13 protein-coding genes are annotated in these 12,110 nt (G+C 56.7%); 2 read left to right on the forward strand and 11 right to left on the reverse strand.

The genetic code is table 11. The annotated features are described in order from the left end of the window. Nucleotides 1-175: 175 nt before the first annotated feature. The 5 genes from CQ012_RS17535 to CQ012_RS02230 form a co-directional block, all read right to left on the reverse strand. Nucleotides 176-325, reverse strand: a complete 150-nt coding sequence (locus CQ012_RS17535; RefSeq protein ID WP_181148997.1) for a hypothetical protein — start codon at nt 323-325, stop codon at nt 176-178. Between the two features lie 1,594 nt (nt 326-1,919). Then, nucleotides 1,920-2,204, reverse strand: coding sequence for a hypothetical protein (locus CQ012_RS02220; RefSeq protein WP_105661302.1), 285 nt, complete (start codon nt 2,202-2,204; stop codon nt 1,920-1,922). 9 nt (nt 2,205-2,213) lie between these two features. Further along, the gene (locus CQ012_RS02225) at nt 2,214-3,152 is read right to left on the reverse strand and encodes a VldE C-terminal domain-containing protein (RefSeq protein ID WP_105661303.1); all 939 of its coding nucleotides are present in this window, start codon (nt 3,150-3,152) and stop codon (nt 2,214-2,216) included. 2 nt (nt 3,153-3,154) lie between these two features. After that, complete coding sequence (locus CQ012_RS17835; RefSeq protein ID WP_286134552.1) at nt 3,155-3,289, reverse strand: hypothetical protein; 135 nt, start codon at nt 3,287-3,289, stop codon at nt 3,155-3,157. A gap of 73 nt (nt 3,290-3,362) precedes the next feature. Continuing rightward, on the reverse strand, nt 3,363-3,791 hold the full coding sequence (locus CQ012_RS02230; RefSeq protein ID WP_105661304.1) for a DUF2746 domain-containing protein: 429 nt from the start codon (nt 3,789-3,791) through the stop codon (nt 3,363-3,365). Between the two features lie 102 nt (nt 3,792-3,893). Here CQ012_RS02230 and CQ012_RS02235 point away from each other — a divergent pair, with 102 nt between their 5' ends. Next, the gene (locus CQ012_RS02235; protein WP_146112889.1) at nt 3,894-5,387 is read left to right on the forward strand and encodes a hypothetical protein; all 1,494 of its coding nucleotides are present in this window, start codon (nt 3,894-3,896) and stop codon (nt 5,385-5,387) included. Here CQ012_RS02235 and CQ012_RS02240 read toward each other — a convergent pair. From CQ012_RS02240 to CQ012_RS02260, 5 genes are all read right to left on the reverse strand, one after another. Further along, the gene (locus tag CQ012_RS02240; protein WP_105661306.1) at nt 5,384-5,995 is read right to left on the reverse strand and encodes a hypothetical protein; all 612 of its coding nucleotides are present in this window, start codon (nt 5,993-5,995) and stop codon (nt 5,384-5,386) included. The genes CQ012_RS02235 and CQ012_RS02240 overlap by 4 nt on opposite strands. 2 nt (nt 5,996-5,997) lie before the next feature. Continuing rightward, nucleotides 5,998-8,040, reverse strand: a complete 2,043-nt coding sequence (locus CQ012_RS02245; protein ID WP_105661307.1) for a sialate O-acetylesterase — start codon at nt 8,038-8,040, stop codon at nt 5,998-6,000. An 89-nt stretch (nt 8,041-8,129) separates the two neighbouring features. Then, nucleotides 8,130-9,863 (reverse strand): SGNH/GDSL hydrolase family protein, encoded by a 1,734-nt coding sequence (locus CQ012_RS02250; protein ID WP_219844344.1) that lies wholly within the window; start codon nt 9,861-9,863, stop codon nt 8,130-8,132. Between the two features lie 180 nt (nt 9,864-10,043). Then, the gene (locus tag CQ012_RS02255; protein ID WP_105661309.1) at nt 10,044-10,547 is read right to left on the reverse strand and encodes a hypothetical protein; all 504 of its coding nucleotides are present in this window, start codon (nt 10,545-10,547) and stop codon (nt 10,044-10,046) included. A 31-nt stretch (nt 10,548-10,578) separates the two neighbouring features. Then, nucleotides 10,579-10,788 (reverse strand): hypothetical protein, encoded by a 210-nt coding sequence (locus tag CQ012_RS02260; protein ID WP_105661310.1) that lies wholly within the window; start codon nt 10,786-10,788, stop codon nt 10,579-10,581. 30 nt (nt 10,789-10,818) lie between these two features. Here CQ012_RS02260 and CQ012_RS02265 point away from each other — a divergent pair, with 30 nt between their 5' ends. Beyond that, entirely contained in the window at nt 10,819-11,241 is a 423-nt protein-coding gene (locus tag CQ012_RS02265; RefSeq protein WP_105661311.1) for a hypothetical protein, read from the forward strand. On the opposite strand, the gene CQ012_RS02270 is transcribed toward CQ012_RS02265, so the two are convergent. Further along, on the reverse strand, nt 11,238-12,107 hold the full coding sequence (locus tag CQ012_RS02270) for a hypothetical protein (protein WP_105661312.1): 870 nt from the start codon (nt 12,105-12,107) through the stop codon (nt 11,238-11,240). The genes CQ012_RS02265 and CQ012_RS02270 overlap by 4 nt on opposite strands. Nucleotides 12,108-12,110: the final 3 nt, after the last annotated feature.

The following is a 12,110-nucleotide window of genomic DNA, read 5'->3' on the forward strand; positions in this document are numbered from 1 at the left end:
GCGTGCGTAGTCCGACGCATATTAAGTGTTATAGGTGCAGTGGCCTGTATTGATGCTGAATTCCGGGGCAAAAACGTGGATTTCGCTGGTGGTCGGAATTGCCTCAGTGCAGTCACTTCAAGGCTGAAACAGGTGTCTACTGGGAGCCATCCGCCACAAAACCGCCACAACTCCCCTACCGTTCCCGATCCACCATAATGCTCAGTGTTTCAGCATCCTCCGGCACCAGATCGAAGGCTTGGTCTCGGGCTGTTTCGTAGTCATCACCGATGACTGACACGGCGCCGGGTTCGCCGTTTTGCAGGTAGTTCACTTTTACTTCCACAAGGCGAATTCTATCGGGCTTCTTGTTGGTAGACGGTCCATGGGTCTGCCCGGTATTTGATTCTCTCGTCTTCGACTTGGTGCCAGTCGTGGTCGTCTTCGTTTGAGAGCCAGATGCTGTCCGACCGTCGGATGCGTATGGCGGTGGCGGTAGGTATCCATGCGACTTCTAGTTGCCCGGTGGTTACGTAGTCGAGAATTTTGATCGGATACTCAATGAACACTTCCCCTGGGATCCAGCCGATAACCCGCGCATGGTACTTCCCTAGGTCTGGACAGGTAACTTGCACGTAAGGTCTGCGCCTTGGTTCGTACCGGCTCATACGCTCGAAACGCGGATCCCGTTCAGTCATAACCTAATTGTGCCTTAACGCAGAAATCCGCCCCACCCTAGCAATCGGGTTGGATTGGTGCTGGATCTGCCAGCTTTTTGTTCTACGTCGGCTACCTTAATCGGGTGTTAATTTGTGTCATATAGTGCCATACTGTTCGTACCGGGACTTGCGCCCGGGGTTCCGTGTGACACCGAATGAGCAAGGTGGCTACCTGGACGTACGGGCCAGGAAGAATAGTAGCGATGAGCGCATCTCTATGTGGAGTGCAAATCCCACCACGGAACAAAAATTGAATATGGTGGCGTGTTTGCAGGAAGCGGACAAACCTGCAGCACCAGTACGCGTACTGGACGAATGCTAGCTGGCACGATCGTGGTGGCTCGGAAGTTCGAATCCTCCCACGCCACACTTCTAGAAGTTCCTCAAGCTACTCACTTCGTGAAATTCCTCGTAGGTGAGGAACGATTCGGGGTATAACGGCCATTCGATAACTGTCCTCTCAAGCGCTAGATGCCTCCTGTAAGGACCAACTCTTCCCAAACTAAGTTCAGTGGTCATGGCCCACAACGGTGACGCTACGACAAATATTGCTTGACCGATCCAAAGCCAACCTACCCATCCTTTGTTGCCTTCCAGATCTTCACCCCATTGAAACCTGGTTGGCCAGTCGGACCGGTTCTCACCTTGGATAATCCAGAAGCAATAACCCTCTGGAACCCCATCCCGTGCTCGGATTTGCAAACGATCTACTTTGCTGATGTGACCATGTTTAGCCATACTTCCACGTACCATGCACGCAATCGTGGCCCACAAAGCAAGATCTTTTTGAGCACTGTCGTCTAGCGAGATTCTATTACCCTTAGCCAAGTCAACTAAGGTCTCAGCAACAGTGTTCTCGTGCCCTTCCATCCAAATGTTATTGCACGTCGCACACAAAGAATTTGGCTTATACTCCCTCGGGTCAGAATCGTTCACGCGAGCAACAGGTTTGTGTTCCGGGTCGCTGGAAAACTCTGAGTACCCACTAGCATCATTTGTTCCGGGCAACGCCGTCAATAGCCTTTTTCCTATGACGTGTGAGCTCGTCAGTTTTTCGTCAGAACCGCAGAACAAGCACACGCGTTTCGCCATTAGAATCCTTTGCCGGGGTTTGAGATCGTTTCATCGCCTAGCTAGGTGTATAGCATTAATTCTTTGCGTGTATTAAACCTGTGACTTAAACACGAAATGCTCCCCACCTATAAAGGTGGGGAGCATTTTCTATTCTGCCAGGTGCTTCGCTGGCGAGTCCGCGGTGTAGCTATCCGGGGACTTCGCGTAACCGAGCAGCCAGCCGAGCTTCGGGCTGATGTAGGTTTCGAAGAGCCGCACGGCCACGTAATAGGCCGTGGTGAACAGGAGCGTGAGCAGCGCGGTGAGCGTGCCCTCGAACTCCGTATCCAGCGGGATATTCGCGCCGGCGAACCAGCCCAGTACGCAGCCGACGATGATCGGCACGATGGTTCGGACGGTGGATGCCCAGAGGGCCAAGAATGCTTCGGACATGGTGTCTCCTTAGTTGTTGTCGTTGAGCCATCGCTGGATGGCCTTGCAGGTTTCCTTCAACGGCTTGCCGTCGAGGCGCCACTTGCGGGTGTCGTAGTAGACCTTGCCGCGGTGTCCCAGGTCGTCGGCCAGCATGCGCTGGAACTCGACCCAGAACCAGTAACCGTCGTCGCCGTCCTTCTTGAGCGGGGTGCCCTTCTTGGCACCACGGGCGGCGAATGGGGTCTTGAGGTAGTAGCCGTTGCGCTGCATGAGCGTCATGGTGTCGGTGATGGTCAGCTTCTCGAACTTGCCATCCCACTGCTTGTTGAGACCGTTCACGACGTTCTCCAGCAGGATCTGCAGCGCACCGACCTCCCACGACTTGAAGTTGCCGTTGATCTTCAGATCGGCGTAGTTGTCCGGGAAGTTCGTGGAACCGTTCGGAACGTTGTCCGGCGACTGGTCCTTGACCTTCGGACGCGACATGACCGGGACAGGCTTACCGGTCAGCTTCCCGCCCAGCTCCCGCTCCCACAACTCGATGGTGTCGTCCTTGTCGCGGCGCGCAGCCGACCAAGAGAACTCCACGTGCAGGTGGTCGGTGTGCGGGTTCACGCCGGTGTAGTTATACCAGCCCTTGTTCTTGTACCCGCCGGAGAAGATCTTGCGGTTGAAGATGATGCACTGGATACCGAGCTCCTCGGAGTTCAAGCGCAGCTGCTCGGCGAACTCTTCGAAGATTTCGATCTTGTCGTACCAGCGCAGGCCGAAGTCCATTGCACGGCCTTCTCCATGCAACGAGGTGGTGCGAGTGGATCCGCGCACTGGCCGGCAGTTGTAGATGCCGGAGTTGCGGCCGCCGAATTCCTTGTACTTGGCGAGGAACCAGGCCATGGCACCGAGAGCGCCCTGGGCTGGCCCCTTGGTGCAGGACTTCGCGCCGGTGTATCCGTTGTAGATCGCCATGCTTACTTTCCTCCTAGCGGCTTGATGCCCTTGGCCGGCGCCACGTAGTCCGGATGGTTCGGGTCGGTGATCTCTTCGGGGTTCGGGTCCTGGTAGTTGTCCTGGTCGATGGCTTCCATCGGGTTACGGTCAGACATGATGTGTTCCTTTCGGGTTTCGGGCATAAGAAAAGCCCTGACCGGGCTGGTTCAGGGCTTGGGTTAGTTCGAATTATTCGGCAGGTGGCTTCTTTGAGTACAGCTCATGCAAGTCCGTCAGCATGGGAGTCCAGTTTTCTGTCTGCTTCGTGTGCTCAGAGAACTCTTGGCGTAGCTTTTGGGTCTCCCTACGACCTGCCCGATCCTCGGCATGGAGCATGCCAATGTCCTTGCGGGTCTCGTAGTTTTCCTCCCGCAGGCCTCGCACGTCACGGCCTAGCTCTTTGAGCAGATCCATTGTTGCTAGGTGCCGTTCGTCTTGCTCTTCACGCAGATTTGTTGAGTGCGAGTTCTTCACCTGCACCCGGGCTTCTTTCGCATCCTTGCCGATTTCAGCAAGCTTTGACTTGAATACGAAATAGGCAGGGATGCCCGCGCCGAGTATCACACCCACGGTAATCAACGCCTGGATAATAACGGCTTCTGTGAGCCATTCAGGCATGGCAGCTCCTCATGTGGTTTGAACGATGATTGTGAAAGGATTTTTTCGTCTTGCATAGCGAATGTGGGAGTATTGCTTCGATACGCGAACGCAGGGGGAACATTGAACGAGAACAGCACGTCGAGCCGTTATTTTGCTCCGGTTTTAGAACACGAAATTGAAGCGATCCCTCGTGATCTTCATCTTCTCTACGCTCGCGGATACGCACTCACAGTTGAAAGTACGGAACTTGAGCTCGGTTCACACTGGGCAGAAGAGCAGATATTTGGTGGTTACCTCCACTGGGACCGGCGACAGCCAGTCGCAATAGCTTCTTCTCTATCCTGTGAGGTCATCATCATCGGACGCGCCCTAAGCGTCCATGAAGACACTCCAGATTTGGCGGGATTAACTGCACGCCTATTAGCTGCCAGAGAGAATTCTCGTACCGAGTACCTACGCGAACTTGATGACGTAGCCGGAAGATATGTTGTTATTGATTCCGGTGCCGAAGGTTTGTTTATCCAAACGGACGCAACGGCTATGCGCTCAGCTTTCTACGCACTGCCCGGTATCGTTGCTTCCCATGCTCGTCTCGCTGCTGACATTCGTGGCGACCGGCAGTCGTCTAAATTCCGACTCAATAAGTGGATGGGAACTTCGGGGGCTTTCACGTTCCCCGGCCATTACACGGAGTGGGAAGACGTATACCTCCTTACTCCCAACACCGAGTTGAATATTCAGTCGGGCAAGGTCCGCCGTATCGGCCCGGCTCCGATAACTGAACAACTTAGCCCGGCCCAAGCTGCTGAAAAGCTGTTGCCCCTGTTGCAGAACCAGCTTCGTGCCTTAGCCAAAAAGTCGCCGTTGCTCGTGTCGCTCACGGCCGGGCTCGACAGTCGAGTCACGATGGCGTTGTGTAAGCCCCTGATCGACCGGGTTGAGTTCTTCACTTATGCCCGCCCTTATCTTGCTACGGCCCAGTCATCGCAAGCTGACATGGACGTGGCTAAAGATTTGGTTCATGGTTTTGGTTTAAGCCATACGGAGCTCACCATTGAGAGCGCCGATGTTGATAGCGATCTGGCTAATGTTTTTGTCCAGAATTGCGATCGTGCTCATGGGCGTGTTTTGTCGGCCACTTACCGCAAGGAGCTTCCTGCCGACCGCGTGCATGTCCGCTCTAACCTCTACGAAATTGGTCGTTCTTTCTACCGTGGTACCGGCAATAAAGATCTACCTGAACTTGATGCGCAGCGCATGGCGAACATCCTAGTTCGAAGGAGCAAAGCCGATGCTCAGCCGGAAGTTGTGGAAGCATTCCAGGAATGGATGGATACCAGCGCATGGGTTGAAATCGAGGGTTACGACTCCTATGACCTCTACTATTGGGAACATCGCATGGCAGCATGGCTGAATTCCGTCATGATCGAGAGTGACGTAGCTCACGACACCTACACTGTGATTAATTCCCGTTCGATATTGCGGCTATTCCTGAGTGTATCTCGTGAAAACCGCGCTAATGCGAGCGTTTTTGATCACCTCGTTAAGCTTGCATGGCCAGAAGTTTTCGATCTCCCTGTCAACGGAAAGATTAGGACGGTTCCTGAGATCTAAACTGTGAACTCAACGGAGTCCCATTCTGCGTCGGACCCGGCGAACGCGAACATGCCGTGTCGGGTCTGGGTGGTCAGTTCCGGAACGGTCGCAGTGAGCGCTAGAGCACCATTGAGCAGTACCTTTATGGCGGTGCCCGATAGGTCGATGGTGATGGTGTCACCGGGCGCTGGGTAGAGGGTTGATGCTTGCACGGTACTGGACGCGCCACCAACATACTTGCGCAAGGTTAACTGCGGGACGCTTTTGGTCGTTTCCAGAACGATGTAGTTCTGCATGTCTTGGAACCGGACAGCCAGCCCATAACGGTTTCCGGTTAGGTTCGCATCAAAGCGAGCCAGCTTAGCTACCAGCTGTCCGTCGGATGCGAGAGCATCCACGACTGCGGTGTGGGTCTGAGTTGCTGCGGATTTCATTTTGGCTGTGCCATTGCCCGTGGTGCCCCACGTGCCGACCTCTGAGCCAGCATCGAGTGTTACCCATGGCTTGCCCTCAGCTGTCACACCGAGGGTGTCGGCTGCAGATCGGTTGAAGTCATCAGTGAAACCATAGATGGGGATCTTGGGCAGGTTCGGATTATTGAATACGGTGTTCAGGACAATGTCCATGGTTAGGCTCCAATCGAGTAAACAGGGGTGGAAGGTGCCGACTCCAACGAGTCGTGCAATGCGATAACACGCACTTGGGCAGGGCCAGTGACACCAGCAATGATTTCTTGCAGGTCCATCGGGTAGGCACGCGTCGCAGGGACCCATGCGGTGCCGTTGTAGTGCTCCACGCGGTAGCCGGTGACTCGTGAGAATGGGGCATCCCATTGCACGGTGAGTAAAGTGCCGACCAGCTGGGCGGTGACGTTCTGCGGACGCAACGGCTGAGACGTTGCCGTGTTCACAAGGGCACGCCAGTAGGCATCTACATAGTTCTTTCCGAGGGCTTGGACTGCCATGCGGGAGAAGTGCGTGGTGTCGCCGTAGCGTCCTCCGTCTGGGATGACGGGCGCGAACGCGGAACGCATGATCCGGCCCGGCACCGCCTTATGCGCTTGGTCAATCTCTGCGCGGGAGGCATTGAAGCCTTCCGGGTTCATCTGCCCCACAAGGAACGGCAGGTCAGCGTTTCCAAGATCTGCACGGTAGTCAGCAACCAGCGTGTCCATGCGCGCCCCATAGCCTGCGAAACCATCTGCGGATGATCCCTCACCCTGATGCCATAGGATGCCCTTTAGCGGAGTGCAACGTGGATCTGCTGCCATGGCCTCTAACGCCTGGTCCACCGACTTCTGGTAAAGATCATTCGCCGGTTCACCGTTGACTACCGCTGCCGCATGGTTCCAAGTAAGCGTTCCTGGCACGTCGGTGAAGTTCGTTCCGCCGTGCGCGGCAGGGATCAGCAACACACCAACATGCGCGGGCTGAGTCTTCAAGTACTCGCGTGCGAACACCGTTGCTGGTGAAAGCCCGGTAGACGTGTCGTGCATGTCTAGAGGAACAGGCGCTACTTCGACAACGAGGTTATGCGAACCGAATTGGAAGATCCGAGGATCTGTCGGATCCAGTTCTGCACGATTGCCTTCATCGGCTCGGCCGGACATATTCGATTGGCCTACGGCGAGGAACGGATGCAGCTCCGTAACACCAGCGGCCCCGCCACCGCCTCCCGCCAGATCGTAGATATGGGTTTTCCCGTCCGGTGTCACCTCGAAAGCGATAGCCCCATGGGCATCCGCAACACGGTACGGTGCAGTAGTCGCCTTGTGTGTTGCTCCAGCCAGTTTCGTCTCACCATCACCCGTGACTTCCAGCGCGACGTTTCCAGCCTTGTCCCGCACACGGTACGAGCCATCATCAGCGGGCTCGATCGGTCCGGTCTTTTCATCCAGGGAGGCGATCTTCGGGTTCGCGTCCACTGCGGCCGCAGCCGCGTTGGCCACAGTCGGATCGGAAGCAATCGACTGGGCTACCATCCCGTCAACCACTGGCCCCATGACTTGCTGGATCGCGTCTGGGGTCTTCGACTCGATCACTCCATCGAGCACGCCGGAGAACTGCGAGGAAGGATTGCTGGCCGTGCTGGCCATCATCTGATCCGTCGGTGCTTCGGCCCGGTCGGCAGCATCCTCAGCCCGCTGCATGAGCAGCTGGGCATCGGCAACTGTACCTGCCGCCTCAACTGCCTGCTGGAGCAGAGCCAGCGCCTGCGGTGTGCCAATACCGGGCGATGCGGGGACCGGCACGACCGTGGCCAGGTCCACGGTCTCACCTTCCAGCAACGCCATCGAGTGCGCGGGCATCTTCGGAATGATGCCCTTCACCGGCTGGAACGTGTACACCACAGACCAAGTCCAGTTCTCCACCGACAAGTCCGGATCATCCGTTGCGAAGAGCCTGATGCCCCGGTAGAACGGGGTAACCCCGTCCGGACCCGGGGTGCATAGATACCCTTCGCTATCCAGGACAGCTACGATTGCGCCGGTCACGATCGTGATTGCGTTCGGCTCCGAGGTTGGATTCGGCAGGTACGGCACGTTCGGGGTGAACGCCACTGTTCCGGCCAGTGGAATGACTTCGGGTTCCTTATCGGCATCCAGCCCATCGGCCACGCCCAACCCGAACTGGCCTACAACCATTCCGGTGCCAACATTCGTTGGTTTCATCTTGCCTCCTCAGGCACAAGCGATACGTCAAAGCGCTCACAGAGGGCATAAAAAAATGCGCCCCTGTGAGCGCTTGGTGAACGGAATTATTAGGCTGCGACAGCTGACAGCGCGCCAGCATTATCCACGGCCAGCCGGAACATCGTTCCGTTCGGGCTGGCGATAGTGTGACCATTGATGCTGATGACTTTCACAATCGCATCGGACAGTCGTTGATGGCCGGCGGTGTTCATGTGCGTTCCGTCCGCGTTGTACTGCGGCAGGATATTGTCATCATCCGCACTGACCGGACTATTCAGGTCATGCCAGTCACGAACGTTGCCAGGCTTGGTTTTCAGCCACGTGTTATGCAGCCGCCGAACCACTTCGTAGTTGCCCACGTTTGTGTTTCTCGGCTTCAACAGACCCACGTGCATGATTGGAGAAATCAGGTCCTCGGCTATTGCCGCAACAGCCAAGAATCGGCGCTGAGCTTCAGCCGCCTCCAACGTTCCAGATCCCATGTCATTGGACCCCAGCATCAGCAGTACTGCATCTACTGCGTCCAAGTGGCTCCACCGCGTCCACTTGTGCTGGTTGGGGTTCTCCCACCCAGCCCATGAATCACCGGATGCCGAGTAGTGGACCGGCAGAGCGCCGATACGCCGGCAGTACACCGACAGATACGAATCATGCACCGGCACGGACGTACCCACACCACAGGAGTTTGAATCGCCCAGGACTGCGATGACCGGCACGTAGGCCGGCACTTCAGCTTCGACCCACATCTCGAACGGCATCGAAGTCGCAGCAGACCCGTTGATCGTTCCGCCACCGACCTGCGCGATCGGCTCAAGCTGCGCGGAGTAGCTAAACGACAGGGACCCCTGCGGTTTGCCGGTGAACCAGGGCGACATCCAAAACGAACCATCACCAGGTGTGGTTGCCGAGGACAGCAGCGATACACCATTAGCCCGCAGGTCCGTGATGGTGATCCGGTTGGATTTGCCGATACCGAAGCGCGGGTTCCCATCACGCATAACCATCCGCCAGCGGGTGATCGGTGCATTCCAATTCATCGGATACGCGACCGATGCGCTGATCGGACTATTACCAGACCCACCATTGCCTGAAGTGAGCGAGAGCGGAACAGTCTTGAAGCCGGAACTCTTGGAAACCGGCACGCTCGTCCCGCCGCCGCCAGCGTTCCCGCCTTGCTTCTGCCAAGAGGTCCACCCGCCAGAGAGCAGTGCACGCTTATACGTGGCGACTTCCAAGGCGCGAGTTTCGTACGTCTGCACTGCTGCGGAAGCACCCCAGCGAACCGTGGTCACCACACCCAAAGCAACAGCTGGCAGGCCAAGCGCTTCGGCAACAGTTCCGGACCACACGGTCCGCACACCACTGGTCAGATCATCGAGATTATCCGACGAGGAAAGGGCCGTGGTGTCGTACCACGGGCTAACGTCCTTCCAAGCACTCCACCCACCGGAAAGCAGCTGACGGCGCAACACCTTCACGGTAGTTACGCCGCGAGCCTTCGCCGTTTGGATTCCAGCCGAGAGGCCCCAGCGTTCCGTGGTGATCGTGTGCATCAAGTTATCCGGCAAACCCAATGCTTGCGCGGTTTCACCGGACCAGATTGTCCTAACACCCGACGGAAGCAGATCAAGGTTGTCTGAGACGGTGAGCGTGTTCTCTACGAACCAGAGGTCCGCGAGCTTCTTCCAGCCGCTCCACTCGCTGTTGATCTTCGTGTTGATGAGAAGCTCGGGTGTGGTGGACCGGGTCAGATATGTTGCCGTACCCGAATTGCCTCCCGTACCCCAGGTGAGGATCTCCAATGATCCAAGCACGTTTGGCAGGCCAAGATTCATTGCCACCGCGCCACTGCTGGTCGCGTACGAACCATTAGTGAGCGTGTCCATTGTGTCTGAGGCTCCTACGGCACGCTGGTACCAGGTACCGACGTCGCCCTTCGGGCCTTTGAGTGCTGCGAGTGCTACCCATTTCAATGGCATTGCTCAGTCCTCCCATCGGAGCTGGTGGTAGATCCCGGTGTTGGCTGGGTTCAAAGGATTATTCATGTCGTTGGGATCGGCTTGCAGCCATTGGGCTCCAGGACCGAAGATGATCGACGGTTGAGTCGGTGACACGATGACCATCTGGAAGTTCGGGCGCGGAGGGCGGGCGTTGTCACCGATAGGACCACCACCGGAGAGTACTTCGATTTCCCAGCCGGTATCGTGCTGCGCGACGCCCGGTCCGCTATCCCCGGTGATGCCGGGGTTCCGCCACTCGATAATCACCTTGTAGTGAGCGCCTGCTGTCAGCATCGTGTCTGTGCGCTCAAGCGTGGCCGAGAACGACGAGTCAGCCTGCGGAGTGACCCTCACATCGGGACCGGAGAAGATGTTGTCGGCGCCGAGATGCGCCGAAGAGGCCCGGAAGATGATCACCGGGTCCAGATAATTGAAGTTCGCCCCGCCAAACGTGCGCAAGCTACCCGTGATGATCTCTGTCGCCATGCGTTCCCCCTCTAATAGTTGAGGACCCCACCTATTCGGTGGAGTCCTCAGAGTCTTGTAGTTCGTTGAGTTTCTTTCTCAGGTTGTCGTTCTCATCTTGCAGTTCGCGGATCAGCTGATCTTTCGCGTGACAATTCGCGAGAGCCTCGGCATGCTTGAACTGTTCGTTCGCCAACCAGCTCCGGTACTGACTGATCATCACCTGCTGAGCGGCGATCCTTGTCCGGTCATCTACTGCCATTTACTGTGCCTTTCGAATAATCTGTGAAGTATGCGCATCAAGCACCTCGCCCTCCTGGCCCTGTCAGCACTAGCACTCGTCAGTTGCGGTACTGCGGAACAGTCCCAAAACGTGGCAGCTACTCCGAGTGAGACAGCGGCCACGGCGAGCGCTGAGAGTGTGAGCGGTGCTTCTGATGGTGATCCGGAGTTGTTTGTGAAGAGCATCAATTTCCGGTGGATTGGTGAGCAGCAGTTCTCCGAGACGGAACTCATCGATGCTGGGCGTGACGCGTGCGAACAGATGCGCGACGGAGTTGATTCTCTCGAAACCAAGTCGGGGCTTGAAGGTGTCAGCGATGAGAATGAACATGCGATTGCCGTCGCTGCGAAGGACGGATTCTGTGCCGAGCTTCAGCATGAGGCGCTAGCTCCTTCTGAATTGCCAGAGCGTATTAAGCCCAATACTGATTAGAGGGCGACCATTAGCTGTTTGGTCGTGCTATTCCAGTAAACATTCGCGACCGCGCCACTTGGAGCGCTAGCCATTTCGCCCACAGATAGCTCTTTTGAGATGTCCAGGTTTCCGATTGCTGCAATGGTGTCACCGCTTGACTGCACGGACACTTTGGATCCTTGCATCACCCAGTCACCTGCATCGTCTACGGCCATGATTGCCCCGGTAGGTCCGGCCCCGATCGACGCTGTATTCAAGCCCGCGGTGAAACCTATACCTGATGCTGAGGACTTCACCTGCACCGTGCCGGCCACCGAAGTAACCCTCGAACCGTCCTGGAACGAGATCGACCCGCCGTCGGCAGAGGGGGTCAAGGTCATGTTCGTGCCGACGTTGATCTCACCGCCCTCTTCGACGTTCACATCGTTACGCACAGTCAGCACACCATCGGCGTCGATGCCGAGCGTTCCGAAATCCGCTGACCCATCAGGGTTGAGTTTGAACTGGCCAGCTTCCAACGTGCCATCCGGCGAGATGTCCAAACCTCCGAATTGAGCCGATCCGTCAGGATTGATGATCGAATCGCCCGCCTTGAACTGGCCACCGGCGACGATCTCAAAATCACCGGCTACTGTCGTCGGGCCGTTCATCTCCGTCGTGCCGTTGAAAATATTCTCACCGTTGGAGATCAGCCGACCAGTGATGAATGCGGTACCAGTGACTTCAAGGCCACCATTCTCGATCCGGATCCAACCGCCGTCATAGACACGCAGGCCCTTGCGGCCAATCGCAGAACCGTTCTGCGGGGTAGCGTAGCGCTGTGCCCGGATCTGCTTCGGGATTGATTTCAGATTGCTCTTGGCAAGATTGCGTTTCTTCGTCACACC

The sequence above is a fragment of the Arthrobacter sp. MYb214 genome (assembly GCF_002979865.1).
Classification (GTDB): Bacteria; Actinomycetota; Actinomycetes; order Actinomycetales; family Micrococcaceae; genus Glutamicibacter.

Excerpts from the sequence above, each read along its gene's own strand:
- CQ012_RS02245 (WP_105661307.1), bottom strand. The coding sequence starts at position 8,040 with ATGAAACCAACGAATGTTGGCACCGGAATGGTTGTAGGCCAGTTCGGG.
- CQ012_RS02225 (WP_105661303.1), bottom strand. The coding sequence starts at position 3,152 with ATGGCGATCTACAACGGATACACCGGCGCGAAGTCCTGCACCAAGGGG.
- CQ012_RS02265 (WP_105661311.1), top strand. The coding sequence starts at position 10,819 with ATGCGCATCAAGCACCTCGCCCTCCTGGCCCTGTCAGCACTAGCACTC.
- CQ012_RS02220 (WP_105661302.1), bottom strand. The coding sequence starts at position 2,204 with ATGTCCGAAGCATTCTTGGCCCTCTGGGCATCCACCGTCCGAACCATC.
- CQ012_RS02260 (WP_105661310.1), bottom strand. The coding sequence starts at position 10,788 with ATGGCAGTAGATGACCGGACAAGGATCGCCGCTCAGCAGGTGATGATC.
- CQ012_RS02255 (WP_105661309.1), bottom strand. The coding sequence starts at position 10,547 with ATGGCGACAGAGATCATCACGGGTAGCTTGCGCACGTTTGGCGGGGCG.
- CQ012_RS17835 (WP_286134552.1), bottom strand. The coding sequence starts at position 3,289 with ATGTCTGACCGTAACCCGATGGAAGCCATCGACCAGGACAACTACCAG.
- CQ012_RS02240 (WP_105661306.1), bottom strand. The coding sequence starts at position 5,995 with ATGGACATTGTCCTGAACACCGTATTCAATAATCCGAACCTGCCCAAG.
- CQ012_RS02230 (WP_105661304.1), bottom strand. The coding sequence starts at position 3,791 with ATGCCTGAATGGCTCACAGAAGCCGTTATTATCCAGGCGTTGATTACC.